The sequence below is a fragment of the Pseudomonadota bacterium genome (assembly GCA_039815145.1).
Taxonomy (GTDB): domain Bacteria; phylum Pseudomonadota; class Gammaproteobacteria; order Steroidobacterales; family JBCBZW01; genus JBCBZW01.
The window spans coordinates 17,192-33,870 of sequence record JBCBZW010000049.1; the positions used below are offsets into that span (position 1 = coordinate 17,192).

The 16,679-nt window shown below is 65.8% G+C and carries 17 protein-coding genes, 1 tRNA gene and 1 pseudogene; 9 read left to right on the forward strand and 10 right to left on the reverse strand.

Features of this window, described 5'->3' with window-relative positions; genetic code table 11:
- Window positions 1–88: 88 nt before the first annotated feature.
- From AAF184_13535 to dapA, 6 genes are all read right to left on the reverse strand, one after another.
- Window positions 89–1,312 carry a 6-phosphofructokinase gene (locus AAF184_13535; protein MEO0423358.1) on the reverse strand — a complete coding sequence of 408 codons (1,224 nt, stop codon included), beginning with the start codon at window positions 1,310–1,312 and terminating at the stop codon, window positions 89–91.
- A 125-nt stretch (window positions 1,313–1,437) separates the two neighbouring features.
- Complete coding sequence (locus tag AAF184_13540; protein ID MEO0423359.1) at window positions 1,438–2,871, reverse strand: alanine/glycine:cation symporter family protein; 1,434 nt, start codon at window positions 2,869–2,871, stop codon at window positions 1,438–1,440.
- Window positions 2,864–4,078, reverse strand: coding sequence for a diguanylate cyclase (locus tag AAF184_13545; GenBank protein ID MEO0423360.1), 1,215 nt, complete (start codon window positions 4,076–4,078; stop codon window positions 2,864–2,866). The genes AAF184_13540 and AAF184_13545 overlap by 8 nt, the downstream gene beginning before the upstream one ends.
- Window positions 4,079–4,240: 162 nt before the next feature.
- A tRNA-Ser gene (locus AAF184_13550) sits at window positions 4,241–4,331 on the reverse strand.
- A gap of 226 nt (window positions 4,332–4,557) precedes the next feature.
- Window positions 4,558–5,319, reverse strand: coding sequence for a hypothetical protein (locus AAF184_13555; GenBank protein ID MEO0423361.1), 762 nt, complete (start codon window positions 5,317–5,319; stop codon window positions 4,558–4,560).
- Between the two features lie 53 nt (window positions 5,320–5,372).
- The gene (dapA, locus tag AAF184_13560) at window positions 5,373–6,245 is read right to left on the reverse strand and encodes a 4-hydroxy-tetrahydrodipicolinate synthase (protein ID MEO0423362.1); all 873 of its coding nucleotides are present in this window, start codon (window positions 6,243–6,245) and stop codon (window positions 5,373–5,375) included.
- Between the two features lie 301 nt (window positions 6,246–6,546).
- Here dapA and AAF184_13565 point away from each other — a divergent pair, with 301 nt between their 5' ends.
- From AAF184_13565 to AAF184_13590, 6 genes are all read left to right on the forward strand, one after another.
- Window positions 6,547–7,062, forward strand: a complete 516-nt coding sequence (locus AAF184_13565) for an ACT domain-containing protein (protein ID MEO0423363.1) — start codon at window positions 6,547–6,549, stop codon at window positions 7,060–7,062.
- A complete protein-coding gene (locus AAF184_13570; protein MEO0423364.1) occupies window positions 7,062–8,618 on the forward strand; it encodes a PhoH family protein in 1,557 nt (518 codons plus the stop codon). The genes AAF184_13565 and AAF184_13570 overlap by 1 nt, the downstream gene beginning before the upstream one ends.
- A gap of 57 nt (window positions 8,619–8,675) precedes the next feature.
- Window positions 8,676–10,208: a M48 family metalloprotease gene (locus AAF184_13575; GenBank protein ID MEO0423365.1), complete on the forward strand. Its 1,533-nt coding sequence runs from the start codon at window positions 8,676–8,678 to the stop codon at window positions 10,206–10,208.
- Window positions 10,205–11,203 (forward strand): alpha/beta hydrolase-fold protein, encoded by a 999-nt coding sequence (locus tag AAF184_13580; protein ID MEO0423366.1) that lies wholly within the window; start codon window positions 10,205–10,207, stop codon window positions 11,201–11,203. The genes AAF184_13575 and AAF184_13580 overlap by 4 nt, the downstream gene beginning before the upstream one ends.
- Window positions 11,204–11,360: 157 nt before the next feature.
- Window positions 11,361–11,735, forward strand: coding sequence for a hypothetical protein (locus AAF184_13585; GenBank protein MEO0423367.1), 375 nt, complete (start codon window positions 11,361–11,363; stop codon window positions 11,733–11,735).
- Complete coding sequence (locus tag AAF184_13590; GenBank protein ID MEO0423368.1) at window positions 11,732–12,247, forward strand: cytochrome b/b6 domain-containing protein; 516 nt, start codon at window positions 11,732–11,734, stop codon at window positions 12,245–12,247. Before AAF184_13585 ends, AAF184_13590 begins: the two co-directional genes overlap by 4 nt.
- On the opposite strand, the gene AAF184_13595 is transcribed toward AAF184_13590, so the two are convergent.
- From AAF184_13595 to AAF184_13610, 4 genes are all read right to left on the reverse strand, one after another.
- Window positions 12,244–12,588: a hypothetical protein gene (locus AAF184_13595; GenBank protein ID MEO0423369.1), complete on the reverse strand. Its 345-nt coding sequence runs from the start codon at window positions 12,586–12,588 to the stop codon at window positions 12,244–12,246. The genes AAF184_13590 and AAF184_13595 overlap by 4 nt on opposite strands.
- Window positions 12,575–13,141, reverse strand: a complete 567-nt coding sequence (locus AAF184_13600; GenBank protein ID MEO0423370.1) for a sigma-70 family RNA polymerase sigma factor — start codon at window positions 13,139–13,141, stop codon at window positions 12,575–12,577. The genes AAF184_13595 and AAF184_13600 overlap by 14 nt, the downstream gene beginning before the upstream one ends.
- Before the next feature lie 21 nt (window positions 13,142–13,162).
- On the reverse strand, window positions 13,163–13,642 hold the full coding sequence (locus AAF184_13605) for a hypothetical protein (protein ID MEO0423371.1): 480 nt from the start codon (window positions 13,640–13,642) through the stop codon (window positions 13,163–13,165).
- A 97-nt stretch (window positions 13,643–13,739) separates the two neighbouring features.
- Window positions 13,740–14,081 carry a hypothetical protein gene (locus AAF184_13610; protein ID MEO0423372.1) on the reverse strand — a complete coding sequence of 114 codons (342 nt, stop codon included), beginning with the start codon at window positions 14,079–14,081 and terminating at the stop codon, window positions 13,740–13,742.
- A 204-nt stretch (window positions 14,082–14,285) separates the two neighbouring features.
- On the opposite strand from AAF184_13610, the gene AAF184_13615 reads away from it, so the two are divergent.
- From AAF184_13615 to AAF184_13625, 3 genes and pseudogenes are all read left to right on the forward strand, one after another.
- On the forward strand, window positions 14,286–14,780 hold the full coding sequence (locus tag AAF184_13615; GenBank protein ID MEO0423373.1) for an SUF system Fe-S cluster assembly regulator: 495 nt from the start codon (window positions 14,286–14,288) through the stop codon (window positions 14,778–14,780).
- 8 nt (window positions 14,781–14,788) lie between these two features.
- Window positions 14,789–16,039, forward strand: a pseudogene (gene sufB, locus AAF184_13620) (Fe-S cluster assembly protein SufB).
- A gap of 124 nt (window positions 16,040–16,163) precedes the next feature.
- Window positions 16,164–16,679, forward strand: a 516-nt coding sequence (locus AAF184_13625; protein ID MEO0423374.1) for a LysE/ArgO family amino acid transporter, incomplete at its 3' end; no start/stop codon positions are given.

Sequence of the window (16,679 nt, forward strand, 5' to 3'; positions counted from 1 at the left end):
TCGGACTCCGTCAGGTGGTCTCCCCATGCGATTCGCCACGCGCCGCGAAGCGGTTTGCGCGATTCACAAGCAACGCCGTTCGGGCAGGCTAGCCCTTATCTGCAGCGTTCACCATGGGGGCTCGCAGACGGTAGGGGCGCGGCACGCTCGAGCCAATCAGCGGACGGCAATAGCTATGAAACTCGGGGGTGACGTGGTTGCCCTCAGCGTTGATGAAGGCATCTGCCATGGTCTTGGTTTTCGCCGCCACGGCCTCGAGGGGCACCAACTCGTAGTCCACCCCGTAGTCGAGCACGGGCCGACGGATCACCACCGAGCCGTCCACGTCGTCCCACATCGCGTACTGCACGGCCTTCTCTCCCACCTCGCGCGCCTCTCGGGCATCCCGATCGGAGACGCACCCGGCGAAGGAGCGTTGCAGGTAGCCAAAGGTGTCGGCCCGCACGCGTGAGATGTTGAGCCGTGCCTTGACCTGATCCATCAGCAACTCGCCCAACACGCCGGTGCCCGACAACTGCACGTTGCCGTGATCATCCACGCCCGTGTCCTTGAGCGTGCGTGTGATCGGCGTGCCCTCGCCGTCATGAATGCCCTCGGACACGGCCACGATGCAGCGCCCGTGTTCCGCCATGGTGGCGTCCACATCGGTCAGGAACCGATCGATGTTGAACTCGCGCTCCGGTAGGTAGACCAGGTGCGGGCCCTCGTCCGGGTACTTCCGCGCCAACGCACTGGAGGCAGTCAAGAACCCCGCGTGACGGCCCATGGTGACGCCGATGTACACCCCCTCGAGCGCACGGTTATCAAGGTTGATGCCTTGGAACGCGTTGGCCACGAAGCGCGCCGCCGACGGGAACCCGGGCGTGTGATCGTTCTCCACCAGGTCGTTGTCGACCGTCGTGGGGATGTGGACGCAGCGCAGGGGATAGGCCGCCTCCTCCGCCTGGCGGTTGATGATGCGTAAGGTGTCCGAACTGTCGTTGCCGCCGATATAGAAAAAGTAGTGGATGCCATGGCGTCGCAGCACCTCGAACATGCGGGCGCAGTAGGCGGCATCGGGTTTCACGCGGGTGGAGAGCAAGGCCGAGCTCGGCGTTTGGGCGACCAGCTCGAGGTTGTGGGTGGTCTCGCGCGTCAGATCGATGAAGTGCTCGTTGACGATGCCCTCCACTCCGTGCAGCGCCCCGTAGACGCGACTGATCTGGGTGAACTTGCGCGCTTCGAGCACCACCCCGACCAGACTCTGGTTGATCACGGCCGTGGGGCCACCTCCCTGCGCCACCAGCACCTTGCCTGCGAGCTTCTCTGCCACGTCACGTCCTCCATCGCGATGCCAACGCTCGGCAGCGTACCGTGCCAGCGTGGGTTAAGCACCTTGCCGTGCACACCCGTGCCCGCCGCCGACATCGGCCAGCTTCCTCGCCGGCGGGAGCGTCGTCAGGAGTCGCGGCGCTTCAGCCCCGCCCGCGCTTCGTAATCCGCCACGTCTCGCTGCAGCTCCGGTAACAGCAGGTAGAGGGCGATCACGTTGGGGATGGCCATGCCGAACAGCATGGAGTCAATAAAGTCGATAATCGCCGACAGGGAGACCGCGGCGCCCGTCGAGAGCAGGAGGCACAAGATCAACTTGAAGACGACATCGGTGGTGCGGCTGGGGCCGAACAGGTACGCGGCCGCCTGACTGCCGTAGAAGGCCCAAGAGACCAGGGTGGAGAAGGCGAACAGCACCGAAGCGACCAGCAACACGTAGGGAAACCAGGAGAAGGTGCCCGCAAAGGCCGACGAGGTGATCTCGATACCCACCACATCGGGATTGAAGAGGTAGGGCTCGTAGACGCCGGTCACCACGACCACCAACCCCGTGATCGTGCACACCACGACGGTATCGATGAACGGCTCCAACAGCGCGACGTAGCCCTCCGTCATGGGCTCCTTGGTACGCACCGCCGCGTGGGCGATGGCCGCCGAACCCACCCCCGCTTCGGAGGAGTAGGTGGCTCGCTTCATGCCGTTGATCAGCGCCCCGACGACGCCGCCGGCAGCCGCGTCCAAACCGAAGGCGCTGCGCACTATCGTCTGCACTGCCTCGGGCAACGCGTTCGCATTCAAGACCAGGATCAACAGGGCCGAGCCCACGTAGAGCAAGCCCATCGCCGGCACGATGACCTGCGCCGCGGCCCCGATGCGCTTGATGCCCCCGAGAATGATGTAGGCGACGCCACTCGCCATGATCACGCCGTAGATGATCGGCGCGGAGATGCCGGTGACGTTGACAAACTGCGCGTGCGACTGGTTGACCTGGAAGATGCTGACCGACGCACCGAGCGTCATCACAGCAAAGAACACCGCGGCCGCCTTGCCCACGGTCTTCAACCCGATGCGGCTGAACACGGCCTCGATGTAGAGCATCGGCCCACCGAGCACCCGCCCGTCGGGCAGGACACGGCGGTACTTCACCGCCAGCGCACACTCGGCGAACTTAGCGGACATGCCGAAGAAGCCCGCCAGGACCATCCAGAAGATCGCCCCCGGCCCGCCGAGGGTGATCGCCACCGGCACCGAGGCGATGTTGCCAAGCCCTACGGTGCCCGAGAGTGCTGCGGAGAGGGCCTGAAAGTGGGAGATCTCGCCGGGCGAATCGACGTGGGCCTGGGGGTTGAGCACCAGCTTGCAGCCGTGCAGGAAGCCGCGGATGTTGATGAAGCGATTGGCCACCGTGAGCACCACGCCCGCGGCCATCAGCCACACCACCACCAACGGCAGGGCCACACCGAACACTTCCACCGAATAGAAGATGACCGAGGACACGCGATCAGCCACCGGTGTCAGCACGGCGTTGATGCGCTCCGCGAGGCTCAGGGACTCATCCATGCTCGGGGCTCGGCGGCACCGGCTGCGTACTCCAGCTCCACTGGGCCTTACCTGCGGACTTCGCCCGGTACAGGGCGCGATCACTCTGTTGCAGGAGCGGTTCGATCGATCGCTCACCGGGCGCCATCAGGGCCAGGCCGATACTGGCCCCCGCCCCCTGCACCCCCCCTCTCGGGTAGGGCGGTGCCTCCAGTGCATCGATGAGTCTCGCCGCCGACCGCTCGAGCTCTAGCGCCGACTTCACATCCGCCACCAACACCACGAACTCGTCGCCGCCGAGTCGGGCCAGGAAGTCGCCTCCGCGCACGGTCTCGCGCAGCCGATGGGCGACCCACCGCAGCACCTCATCACCGACCGCATGGCCAAAGTCATCGTTCACGGACTTGAAGCCGTCCAGATCGATGTGGAGCACGCCCGTGTGATGCACCTTGCGGGCCGCCACGGCGAGCGTGGTATCGGCAAAGTCCAGAAAGTACCGGCGATTGGGCAGCCCCGTGAGCTCGTCGTGACTCGCCTGGTAGCTCAGCACGTCGAGCTCGCGCGCCCGGTGGTGCAGTTCTCGCAGCGTGGGTCGAAAGACGAAGATAGCCTCCACTGCAAGACCTAGCAGTGTGACTAGGTAAACGGCAAATTCGAGGCGCTCCAGAAACCGTATGCGTGCCTCCGCTTCCACCTGCAGCCGGAGCACGACCCCGTTCAGCCCGTTCAGCAGCGAAGCCTTGGCGCGTTGGGTCAGGGCGTCCGCTGCCGCACTACGCTGGGCCGGGACATCTATCGCCAGCAACGCCCGCACGTCGCTTGAGAATGCCTGCACGGCCGGGTCCACCGCATCGATTCTCTCGAAGTAAAGGGCACGCAACTCGTCGGACATGCGATCGCGGCCCCCGCTCGCCTCCACGAGCGCCTCGTGAGAACTCATCATCAGGGCCAGGTCGTGCTCCAACTCGGCGCGCAGGGCGGCGGCCTCGGAGGGCCGAAGCTCCCGCGCCAGCTGCACCGAGTGCAGGGCGATCCGCTGGGAGAGCATGCGCTGGCGGCCACTGATGTTGATCAGCCAGGCACTCTCGCTCTGGGCGGAGATGAGGGCACTCAAGATGAAGAAGGTGCTGGTCACGGCAGAGGCCACGATCACCAGACCGATCACGTAGCTGCGAGCGAGCCGGCGCCTGGCGTCGGCTGCGGCCGGGCCTGGCGCTGGAGTCCTCAAGCGGCGCAAGGGCTCGCTGACGGTGGGCGTCTGTAGGGCTGCACGGCACCGCCTCCTGCGGTCATGGCACCCGTCGCGTTGGCCGCGAGGGAAACCCCGGCGGAACGGGTGGCGCTGGGGTGAGGGTGCGCCACGAAGCCAGGGTCCCACCGGTCGAATCGATGGCGGAGAGGGTGGGATTCGAACCCACGATACGGGAGACCCGTATACCAGAATTCCAATCTGGCGCCTTCGACCACTCGGCCACCTCTCCGGGAGCACGCCAGTCTAGCGAAGTGCGACCGAAAGTCCAGCAACAGGGGCTAGTGTCCTGTCCCATAAATTCGTTGAAGAAGTCGCACGGGGCTTTTTGCTCCTAGGCGCGGCGCGAGGACGAGCGTGGCAGGCCCCACGGGAGGAGGAGCAACGTGCCTAGGGGCAAAAAGTACCCGCGAATTCTTCAACGAATTTATGGGACAGGACACTAGGAGTGTCCTCGCCTACTCCACGGCGATGACGCGCTCGGACACCACCTTCCAGCTTCGTCGCTCACGCACCATCCACAACTCCTTGTCGATGGTGGATTGGATGCTCTCGAAGGCGAAGTACTGGCGGAAGCGCACGATCACATTGTCCCGATCCGGGGTCTGGTAGACCTCCAGCGACTCGAGATCGGTAAACGCCTGAGCGCCTTCGTTCATTCGTTGCTGGCGCACGTCTTCCCACTGCGCGCGGGTCATCGGCTGGGGCGGGATGAAGTCCTCGGAGTACGCGTCCAGGTAGCCCTGGAAGTTACGCTCCTCCCATGCGCGGGCCCATTCGCCCACGGCGTCGAAGACCTGGCGATACACGCGCCGATCCGAATCGATCGGTGCCCCCTGGGCGGGAGGTGGCGTCGGTGCCACGCGCGGGTTGGAGGCTTGACCGCCCGCAGCGGCGGCGGCCGCTGCCGCCTGCTCCGCGGCTTCTCGTTCGCGTTCGGCGGCCCGGCGAGCGCGCCTGGCCTCGGCGCTGTTATCGGCGATGCCCTCGATACGCGGCGGATAGGCCGTGCAGCGTGGATCCGCTTCGCGGTCCGAGCTGGCGATGGGCGGGATGTCGAAGCGACCGCTGTTGCGCGGCGGGTCGAGACCCTCGGGAATGCTCAGCTCCTTTCCGTCGAGGCGACCGGAGTATGCCGGGTCGGGCTCGCACACGGCCGCGCGTCCGCCGCACGCGCTCAGCGTGGCGATCACACAGAGGAGGGTAGCGGCGCCGAGCAAGCGCAAGCCTCGCGGGACCGATCGGCCCCCTTCAAAAGCGTCTATCGATGTCATCAATGCAGGCCAGCTGTCCTGAGCGCGTCGTCCACAAGCGCCTCGTGGGCGCCATCGAGCGGTGTCAACGGTAGACGCAGGGTCGCGCCGTCGATCACCCCGAGGCGCGCAAGCGCCCATTTCACCGCGATCGGATTACTCTCAACGAACAGCGCGGCATGTAGTTTTCGTAGCCTATCGTCTATCTTGCGTGCTTCGGCCAGGTCGCCCTTGCGCCCCAACGCCACCATCTGCGCCATCGCGCCCGGCGCTACGTTACCGGTTACGGACACCGTGCCGTCGACGCCAGCTTCCAGCGCGTCGATCAGCGAGCCGTCGTCACCGCTCAGCACGGCAAAGTGCTTACCGCACAACTCGCGAAGCTCGTGCAGGCGCTGCATGTCGGGCACCGCCTCCTTCACCGCCACGATCCGCTCGTGCTGCGCCAGCGCGGCCACCGTGCTCGGCTGCATGTCGCAGGCCGTGCGCGACGGCACGTTGTAGAGCACGACGGGTCCGGCAGCGGCGTCCGCGATCGCCTCGTAATGGCGCGCGAGGCCGCCCTGCGTCGGCTTGTTGTAGGAAGGGGTGACCACCATGGCCGCATCCGCGCCCGCCTCGAAAACGAGCCGCGTGAGGTCTGCGGCGCGCTGCGTGCTGTTGCTGCCACTGCCAGCGACCACCGCGACGCTCGACGGCAGGTGCTCCCGCGCTACGCGCACCAGCTCACCCAATTCCTCGACCGAGAGAGTGGCGGACTCGCCGGTGGTCCCCCCGACCACCACACCATCCACGCCGCCGGCCCGCTGGTAGTCCAGCAAGCGCAGGAACGATGCGCGATCGACACGCCCGGCCCCATCCATCGGACTCGCCAGCGCGACCATGGTCCCCACTGTGTTCAAGCGCAATCCTTCGGCCGGGTAAACCGACAATGGTAATGACCGCTCAAAGCCCTAGCAAGGCGCCGCGCCGGCAACGCCTGCTGCCCGAGGAAAAGCGGCACCGAGTTCCCCTCGACCACGGCTTCGACCGCCCTCCCCTGGGGTCGTTCCGAGGTGATTTGTAAGCTTATGTCGAGCCTGCCAGGACCGGCCTGGCGCCGCGCCTGGGCGGCGCCTTGCCTTGCCACCCTTTGCCTGTACACTCGGCCCGAGCAAGCAACGGTGCACAGACTCCCCTTACATGAAGCAGTTGATGGTCATTTCCGCGGTCGGCGCGGATCGTCCCGGCCTGGTTCACGATCTCACCGCGAAAATACTCGAATGCGGCGGTAACGTGATGGAAAGCCGCATGGTTGGCCTCGGTAGCGAGTTCGCCATGCTGATGTTGATAGGCGGCAACTGGCACACCCTGGCGCGCCTGGAAGGGGAGCTGCAGCGCCTCGGCGAGGATCGCCTCTCGATCTCCGTTCGGCGCACGGAAGAGCGCGCCGTCCGCGGCGATCTGCTGCCCTACGCCGTGGATGTGGTCTGCCTCGATCACGAAGGCATCGTGTCCAACCTGGCCGGATTCTTCTCCCAGCGCGGTATCGAGATCGCCGAGTTGAGCACCCGCAGCTACGCAGCGGCGCACACCGGGGCGGCCATGTTCTCGGTGCAGATGTCCGTGAGCATCCCCTCGCGGGTTCACATCGCCGCGCTTCGCGAGGAATTCATGGAATTTTGCGACCGCCTCAACCTCGACGCCATCATGGAGCCGATCAAGAACTGATGAGCACCCACAAAGGCCCGAGCAACGGCGCAGACGACCGCACGCCAGGTACCACCCGATTGGCGGCCGCCGGGGTACTCACCTCGGATAGCGACACTGGCGCCACGCACGGAGCTGACGGTCAGCGCCAGCCCGGCCACGGCGGTCGGCGCCTGTTCGTTCTCGACACCAACGTGCTCATCCACGATCCCACGGCCATGTACCGCTTTCAGGAGCACGACGTGCACCTGCCGATGGTGGTGCTCGAAGAGCTGGACGTGCTGAAGAAGGGGATGTCCGAGCCCGCCCGCAACGCGCGCCAGGCCAGCCGCTTCCTCGACCGCATCATGCAGGGCGTGGAGCCCTCGGGGATCGCTCAGGGGCTCGAACTGCCGGGTTTGATGCCCGACGACGTCGATGGCCAGGACGAGCAGAGCGCCGCCAACGCGCCCGGTCGACTCTACTTTCAGACCCAGACCTTCGAGTTCTCTTTGCCGAACGGCCTCCCTGGTTCCACCCCCGACAACGCCATCCTGGCCGCCACCCTGGCACTGCAGGAGAAGCACCCGGAGGTGTCGATCACCCTGGTGTCCAAGGACATCAACCTGCGCATCAAGGCCTCCATTCTCGGGGTGCACGCCGAGGACTACTACAACGACCGCACGCTCACCGACACAGATGTGCTGTACACCGGGAGCGAAGCGCTCGATGAGGACTTCTGGGATCAGCACGGCGAGAACATGGAGTCCTGGCAGGAAGGGCTGAAAGCGCTCTACCGCATCCACGGCCCGCGCGTGCAGTCCTGGCATCCGTCCCAGTTCGTCCACGGCGAGGGGGACCTTCACTTCGAGGCCATCGTGCGCGAGCGCGACGGGGATACGGCCGTGCTCGAGCAGGTACGCGACTTCCGCAGCGAGCACAACGCCGTGTGGGGCATCCAGGCGCGCAACCGCGAGCAGAACTTCGCCCTCAACCTGCTGATGCACGACGACGTGGACATGGTGACCATCGTCGGCTCCGCCGGCACGGGCAAGACGCTCCTGGCGCTCGCCGCCGGCCTTGCCCAGACCCTCGACAAGGGTGCCTACAACGAGATCATCATGACCCGGGTCACCGTGCCCCTGGGCGAGGACATCGGCTTCCTGCCCGGCACGGAAGAGGAGAAGATGGAGCCCTGGATGGGCGCCCTCATGGACAACCTCGAGGTGCTGGCGCAGACCGAAGAGGGCGACGGCTGGGGCCGGCAGGCCACCAACGATCTGATCCGCCGCCGGATCAAGATCCGCTCCCTGAACTTCATGCGCGGGCGTACCTTCCTCAACCGCTACATCATCGTGGACGAGGCGCAGAACCTCACCTCCAAGCAGATGAAGGCCCTGATCACCCGCGCCGGCCCCGGCACCAAGCTCGTGTGCCTGGGCAACGTGGAACAGATCGACACGCCCTACCTCACGGAGACCACCTCGGGCCTCACCTACGTGGTGAATCGCTTCCGCAGCTGGGCCCATTCCGGCCACATCACCCTGCTTCGCGGCGAACGCTCACGCCTGGCCCACTACGCCTCGGACATTTTGTAACCCGCGGGCTCGGGCTGGCGAGGGAACCTCGCCGCCCACCCGACGGTCGGATCTGGCATGTCACGTCTCGTCGCATCGTTCACCGCGTTCACCCGCCGCCTCAGCCAGGCCGCGGTGGTGGTGCTCGGCCTGCTGCCGCTGCTGGTCAGCACGCCGGTGGCCGCCCAGCCGATGCCGAAGAGCGAGTTGCCCGACATCGGCGCGCCCTGGGACACCACCCTGTCGCGGGCTCAGGCCTACCAGTTCGGCCGCATGATCATGCGCCAGCTGCGGGACGCCGATCAGGTCCTCGAGGACCCCGAACTCACCCAGTACGTGCAGTCCCTCGGCCACAAGCTGTCGAGCCGCGCCAGCGACGGTGAGGACAAGTTCGAGTTCTTCGTGGTCAAGGACGGCGCCATCAACGCCTTTGCTCTGCCCGGTGGCTTCATCGGCGTCAACGCCGGCCTCATCGACGCCACACAGACAGAGAGCGAGCTGGCGGGCGTGCTCGCCCACGAGGTCGCCCACGTCACCCAGGACCACATCGCCCGGCGCATCCACGCGCAGGGGCAGAACGGCCTCGTCACCGGCGCCGCCTTGCTGGCGGCGGTGTTGCTCGGCGCCATGGCCGGGGTGGACGGCGATGCGATCGCCGCGGCCGCCTCGGTGACCCAGGGCGTCGCCGCCCAGCAGGCGATCAACTTCACCCGAAGCAACGAGTACGAAGCGGATCGGGTGGGTATCGGCATCCTGGCGGACGCGGGCTTCGACCCGCAGGGCATGCCGAACTTCTTCGAGACCTTGGGCAAGCGCTCGGGCATCCGCGGGACACAGATTCCCGAGTTCCTGCGCACCCACCCCCTCGAGGCCAACCGCGTGGCCGAGTCGCGCAACCGCGCCGCTGAGTACGACGAGGTGGAACCGCCCGAGGACACCCTCGACTACGACCTCGCCAAGGTGCGTGTGCGCGCCCTGCTCGCCGACACGCGCACGGAAGCTGTGCGCTACTTCGAGGACCATGCGCCCGACGGCATCCTCGAGGCCGACATCCCCACCCGCTACGGCTACGCCATCTCCCTGCTGGCGGCGGACCAACCCGGCCGCGCAGAGCCCTTCTTCCGCGCCCTCGTCAACCAGGTCGGTTACGTCACCGCCTTCCACTCGGGGCTCGCCGAGTCGCTGATCGCCAAGGGCGAGGTGCAGGATGGCCTCGAGGTGTACGAGGTGGCGCTGCGCCTGTTCCCTCGCAACATTCCGCTCACCGTGCGCTACTCCCGGGCCCTGATGAACCACGGCCACGCGGACCAGGCCCACACGTTGATGCTCGACCTGCTCAACAACATCAACTACACGGCCGAACAGCTGCGCTTGATCGCCCTAGCGGCGAGCGAGGCCGGCGATGAGGGCGACGCCCACTACTACATGTCCGAGTTTCACGTGGTCAACGGCGATCTTTACCAGGCCATCGACCAGCTGAAGCTGGCGCAGGAAGCGCCTGATCTCAAGCCGGTGCAGCGCGAGCGCTTTTCCGCCCGCATCGAGGAGATCGAGAAGGTGCTGCCGCGAGATCGCCGTGGGCGGATCAAGCCGCGCCCGAAGGACCAATGATCGCCACTCGCGCGATGCGCCTGGGACTCGTCTCCGGCTGGCTCACCATGGGCCTAGCGTGCCTGCTAACCTGGACGCACAGCTTCGCTGATGACGCTACGCCGCGGGTCTCCGCCGGCACGCTGGACACCCTCCCCGCCTTCGAGGCATTGCACGTGCCCGAACGAACCGTGCGGATCTGGTTACCGCCCGACTACCCCGAGGCGGTACCCTACGATGTGGTGTACATGCACGACGGGCAGATGCTGTTCGATGCGGGCACTACCTGGAACAAGCAGGAATGGGGCGTGGACGAGACGGCCGCGGCCCTGATCGCGAGCGGCGAGACCCGTCCCTTCATCGTCGTGGCCATCGACAACGGAGGCAGCCGTCGCCACACGGAGTACTTTCCGGAGCGCCCATGGCGTGCCCTGCCCGCCGAGACCCGTCGCGCGTACCTCACCCTCGAGTACCCACCGGGCGTTGGCCTGTTTGCGAGCGGGGTGGCCTCCGATGCGTACCTGACGTTCATCGTGACGCAGCTGAAGCCTCACGTGGATGCCCATTACGACGTCGCCACCGCACCCGAGCACACCTTTCTCCTCGGCTCGAGCATGGGGGGATTGATCTCCCTTTACGGGTTGCTCGAGTACCCCGATGTCTTCGGCGGCGCCGCCTGCCTTTCGACCCACTGGCTCGGCACCTTCGAGGCCACCGACAACCCGGTCCCTGCGCTGTTCGCGCGCTACCTTCGCGATCACCTGCCCGCGCCTGGTGCCCATCGGCTCTACTTCGACCATGGCGACCAAGGGCTGGATGCCCAGTACCCACAGCACCAGGAAGCCATCGACGAGATCATGCGTGGGGCGGGCTACGACGATGACCACTGGATCACCCGCAGCTTCCCGGGCGAAGACCACAGCGAGAACGCCTGGAACCGGCGCTTGAGCACCCCACTCGTGTTTCTGCTCGGCCGCGCCTCGACCCAACCCTCACGGACGACAAACGCTCCCTAGGCCACAGCCGCTGCTGCATCCCTTGCCCCAAGAGTTGCCGTCTGCACGCGGCATTCCTCTACACTCAGCCTGACCGAGGCCGGCCGATATGAGCCGTCGCCCGCAACAAGAAGACGGGGGATCTATGGGAAGCGACGACAGGCACGCAGGAAACGCATTGCTCCTGCGGGGAGCTACCTTCAACTTTCTGGTGGCCTTGGCCATCGCCTGGCTCCTGATGCTCACCCGCGTGACGCCGATCCCCGCCTTGCTGGAGGTGTTTCGGGACACGGACAAGCTCCTCTCATCACACCTCGACTTCCTCATCATGGGCGCGATGATCCTCGGCTTCTACGGCGCGCGGATACCGCTGCCCGGACACGTGCGGTGGGCGATGGTGATCGGCGCCGTCACCAACTCGTCGCTGTTCCTGCTGAGCGCCATGGAGATGCGACCACCGTTCGGACTGGTGGCGGTCTACGGCAGCGTCAGCCTCACCACCTACGGCTTCGGCATGGCATCGATCCTGGTCTTCCGCGCCTCCCTTCGGTGAGCAAGCACCCCTATCGCGTGCGCAGCCGGCTGCTGCACTGGGCGGCGGCCGCCCTGGTGCTGGTGACGGTGATCTCGTCGGGGCAGTTCGGCGCGGAATCGGCGGACCAGTCAGCGTCCCAGCTCGCCACCCACCTCTCCTTCGGGCTGACCCTGCTGCTCCTCATGGTGGTGCGCGTGTGGTGGCGAACGCGCACGCTCGATCCCCTGGACGCCTACACCCTGCCGACGCCGCAGAAGGTGATCGCGCGCGGCTTGCACTTCACGCTCTACGTGCTGCTGATCGCGCAGTGCCTGCTCGGGTTGGCATTGAGCACCCTTGGAGAGGGCGGCTCGTTCTTCGGCGTGATCACCCTGCCGTCCATCGACTTCGCCGCCGACCCACCGGGGTGGATCAGCGAGGGGCACGAGGCGCTGTCGAACCTCCTACTGATTCTCATCGGCCTGCACATCCTGGCCGCGGTCGGGCATCTGCTCTTCGGCGTGTTACCGGAGAATGAGGTCTCGCGCTAGCGGAGCATGCGCCGGAACAGCAGTTGCAGGGCCAGGAGCAACACCGTCAGCACCGCGCCCACGCTGCTGAGCGGCGAGAGCAGCTCCTGCCCCACGCCGCCCTGGGCGTCGAACAGGGGCGCCAGCAACGCGTCGGTGAGCAGCTCCAGCGGGTCCTGCAGAGGCACCGCCAGCAGGGCGAGCACCACGCCCACGGTGATCCGCGCCACGAGTCGCCAGCGCTGGTGGCGCCGCAGCTTGCGCATGACCTGGGCCACGAAGGCCTCGTCCACCACCGGCGCCGGCGGTTGACGTTCGAACAGGGCGAGCAGCTCGGGATCGAGATCGTCACGCATCTTCATAGGCCAACAGTTGTTGTCGTAACTTCTGGGTACCCCGGCGCACGTGGGATTTCACCGTGCCCAGAGGCAACTTGGTCAGCTCCACGATCTCCTCGTGGGTGAAGCCCTCGTGGTAGGCGAGCACCACGCACAGACGCACCGGGGCAGGCAAGGTGTTGAGCGCTGCATCGAGGTCGCCGGCGATCATCGCTGCGCCCGACGAGTCCGCCGTGCTCGGCGTCTCGGCCGCGGTGCCGTCCTCGGCCACGGGATCCGCGTCCGCGAGGGGATCGAGGCGGCGCATGCGCCCCAGCCAAGCGTTCAGGCCCAGGCGCTTCAACCAGGGGCCGAAGCGCTCGGGGTCGCGTAGCTGGCGCAGCTTCTTCCAGGCTTGCAGGAAGGTCTGCTGGGCGAGGTCGTCGGCGAGCGCCGGGTCGCCGCAGCAGCGCCGCAGGAGCGTGCGCAACCAGCTCTGGCGCCGTCGGACCAGCTCCTCGAACGCCTCGCGATCGCCGGTACGCGCTAGGGCCACGACCAGTGCCTCCTGGCCCTGGGTGTAATCGGGTGATCGCACGAAGTTGTCGACCCGCCCGATCTATTCACCGAGGTCCTGCCGCGGTGGCGGCGCACTGTCCCCCGTGCTCTCCTCGCTGCGCCCGGGAAGCACGATGTCATCGGGCGCCGCCGGCTGCGTAGCTTCCACCTCGGCGGAGTAGTTGGCTGCCACGGAGATGCCCATGCTCAACAGGCCGAGAAACGCGGCCACGCCCAGCAAGGCGAAGAGCACCTCGACCCCTGCCATCAACGCGAGCAGTCCGCCCAGCGCCACCAACCCGAAGGCGATGTAGCGCAGCACGATCGCGCCCACCCGCATGTCGTGTTCCGAGCGCTGGGCCTTGCCGAGCAGGCGATCGACCGCGGCCTGGTCCACCTGCTGCCCGGAGGCGATCAAGGCTCGCAGCGTGGCGTGGCGTGTCTCTCGCTTGCGAATGTCATCCCAGATGCTGCTGACGACCGCAGCTGCGATGAACAACCAGAAGCCCAACCCCGCCAAGCCAATCACGCTGTCCGACATCTCACTCTCCTCGATTTTTGTGCCGACTATTGGGAGAGATGCGACCTCGACGCGCCCCAGATGCACCCAGGCGAAAAAAAATTTTCGGATGGGATCCCTACTCCTCCTCGAGCAGCGCCTTGAGCTGCGTGCGGGCCACTTCCATCATCACCAGTACCTCGCAGGGCGGAAACTGGCTGAGCAGCGAGAGGGAGCGATAGTTGGTCCACTCGGCGACGGGGTCGAACTCGTTCGCCTTGCGGAAATTTAGCTCCTTCAGCCCCACCAGACACTCCCCCTGCATTCGGGCGTCGGCGATCCGAGCGGGGGTGGTGGCCGACTGTGGATGACGCTTGGCAATCGCGGCGGAGGTGAAGTCATTGGCGTGCACTGCCGGGCAGAGGCAAGTCAGGCACACCAGTAGAAAGCCGGCCAGTGGGGGAGCGTATGAGGACTTCATCGAGGCAGTCTCCGGGTTAACGCTGAGTGACGCGTTATCGTGCAACGGGAAACGCCTTTGTGCGAGCGGTGTCAGGCACGCGAAGAAGCGCCGGACTCGCGGGAGAGTCACCACGATAGCTGCCGCGGGTAAGCGGCCGTTTATTGCAATACAGGACCTCTCTGGTACCATTTCGACTCCACCCAGCCCTCGGGAGGCGTTGCCATGCTGCGCATCGGGAAACTTACGGATTACGGGACGTTGATCCTCACCCGCCTGGTGGGCGGTGAGTGCGTATCGTCGGCGGAACTCGCCGAGCAGACGCGCCTGGGTCCGGCCACGGCCGCCAAGATCCTCAAGGCCCTCGCCCACGCGGGCATCGTGAATTCGGTGCGCGGCGCCAACGGCGGCTACACCCTGGCCCGCCCGGCCACCCAGATCAGCGCTGCCCAGATCATCGACGCGCTCGAAGGTCCCGTCGCCATCACCGAGTGTGCCACCGGCGCCGGCAGCTGTGAGCTCGAAACCGTGTGCGGCGTGGGCAACGCCTGGCAGCACATCAACGTGGCCATTCGCCGCGCCCTGGACGACATCTCCCTGGCCGAGTTGGCCAACTGGCAACACGGCGCGGTGCCCGCCCTGCAGCTGGGCGCCCTCGCCCACCGCGCGACGAACGCGAACGCCACCACGTCACCTCAGAACGAGACGAGTAACGCATGAGTAACGGAATGCAGGACGTCCACGACGTCGTCGAAGGCAAGTACAAGCACGGCTTCGTCACCGACATCGACACGGAGACGGTGCCGCCAGGCCTGGACGAAGACGTCATCCGCCTGATCTCGGCGAAGAAGAACGAGCCGGAGTTCATGCTCAACTGGCGCCTGAAGGCCTTCCGCCACTGGCAGAAGATGACCTCGCCGGAATGGGCCCACGTGAACTTCCCGCCCATCGACTACCAGGCGATCTCCTACTTCGCGGCGCCGAAGTCGGACAAGGACAAGCCGAAGAGCCTCGACGAGGTGGATCCGAAGCTCCTCGAGACCTACGAGAAGCTCGGCATTCCGTTGCACGAGCGCGCCGCCCTGGCCGGGGTGGCCGTGGACGCCGTGTTCGACAGCGTCTCCGTGGCCACCACCTTCAAGGAGAAGCTGGCCGAGGCCGGCGTGGTGTTCTGCTCCTTCTCCGAGGCCGTGCACAGCCACCCGGAGCTGATCGAGCGTTACCTCGGCACCGTGGTGCCTCCGCGCGATAACTTCTTCGCCGCGCTCAACTCCGCCGTGTTCTCCGACGGCTCCTTCGTCTACATCCCCAAGGGCGTGCGCTGCCCGATGGAGCTCAGCACCTACTTCCGTATCAACGCCGCCAACACGGGCCAGTTCGAGCGCACGCTGATCATCGCCGACGAGGGCAGCCACGTGAGCTACCTCGAGGGCTGCACGGCGCCCATGCGCGATGAGAACCAGTTGCACGCCGCCGTGGTGGAACTGGTGGCCATGAAGGACGCGGAGATCAAGTACTCGACGGTGCAGAACTGGTACCCCGGTGATGAAAACGGCGTCGGTGGCATCTACAACTTCGTCACCAAGCGAGGCGACTGCCGCGGCGACAACTCCAAGATCAGCTGGACCCAGATCGAGACCGGTTCGGCGATCACCTGGAAGTACCCCAGCTGCATCCTGCGCGGTGACAACTCCGTGGGCGAGTTCTACTCCGTGGCCGTGGCCAACAATCTGCAACAGGCCGACACGGGCACCAAGATGATCCACATCGGCCGCGACACGCGCAGCACCATCGTCTCCAAGGGCATTGCGGCCGGCCGCGCCCAGCAGGCCTACCGCGGCCTGGTGAAGGTGCTGCCCACCGCCGAGCGTGCGCGCAACCACACCCAGTGCGACTCCCTGCTCATGGGCGATCAGTGCGGCGCCCACACCTTCCCCTACATGGAGGTGAAGCAGCCCACGGCCACCGTCGAACACGAGGATCGCCATCGGGGTTCATGGCACATAAGGGATAGCGTCGCAGAATGCTCTGTTTATTTGTGCAAACCCGGTGTGCAAAAAACGTATAGCTCCTAAAGGCTTGTCAGAAGAACCTGCAGCACGTATGGGCGCTAAAGCACTGTTCAAGGCGTCTGAAGTGGCATCATTTTTACCCGGATTTTTCCTATCTTTATCCCTGATCGTGGCCATTGGTGCGCAAAACGCCTTTGTCCTACGCCAGGGATTGCGGCGTGCACATGTGTTTTGGGTGTGTCTGACCTGCGCCCTGTCTGACGCGATCTTGATCGTCTGTGGGGTCGCAGGGTTCGGCGCGTTGGCAGAGGCGGTGCCATGGTTCGAGCCGGTGATGCGCTATGGTGGGGCCGCGTTCTTGCTGTGGTATGGGTGGCGTAACGCCCGATCCGCATGGCGCGGCGGGGCAGTATTGGAACTGGATGGAGAAGACGGCCAGCCGTTGCGCGAGGCTATGCTCACCGTCCTGGCGCTCACATGGCTGAACCCGCATGTGTATTTGGATACTGTTGTGCTGATTGGCTCTATCTCGTCCCAATATGACAGCAGATTGCTGTTCGGGATCGGAGCGACGCTTGCCAGTTTCGCGTTTTTCTTTGCACTTGGA

Excerpts from the sequence above, each read along its gene's own strand:
- AAF184_13580 (MEO0423366.1), top strand. The coding sequence starts at position 10,205 with ATGATCGCCACTCGCGCGATGCGCCTGGGACTCGTCTCCGGCTGGCTC.
- AAF184_13570 (MEO0423364.1), top strand. The coding sequence starts at position 7,062 with ATGAGCACCCACAAAGGCCCGAGCAACGGCGCAGACGACCGCACGCCA.
- AAF184_13540 (MEO0423359.1), bottom strand. The coding sequence starts at position 2,871 with ATGGATGAGTCCCTGAGCCTCGCGGAGCGCATCAACGCCGTGCTGACA.
- AAF184_13595 (MEO0423369.1), bottom strand. The coding sequence starts at position 12,588 with ATGAAGATGCGTGACGATCTCGATCCCGAGCTGCTCGCCCTGTTCGAA.
- AAF184_13615 (MEO0423373.1), top strand. The coding sequence starts at position 14,286 with ATGCTGCGCATCGGGAAACTTACGGATTACGGGACGTTGATCCTCACC.
- AAF184_13575 (MEO0423365.1), top strand. The coding sequence starts at position 8,676 with ATGTCACGTCTCGTCGCATCGTTCACCGCGTTCACCCGCCGCCTCAGC.
- AAF184_13605 (MEO0423371.1), bottom strand. The coding sequence starts at position 13,642 with ATGTCGGACAGCGTGATTGGCTTGGCGGGGTTGGGCTTCTGGTTGTTC.
- AAF184_13610 (MEO0423372.1), bottom strand. The coding sequence starts at position 14,081 with ATGAAGTCCTCATACGCTCCCCCACTGGCCGGCTTTCTACTGGTGTGC.
- AAF184_13565 (MEO0423363.1), top strand. The coding sequence starts at position 6,547 with ATGGTCATTTCCGCGGTCGGCGCGGATCGTCCCGGCCTGGTTCACGAT.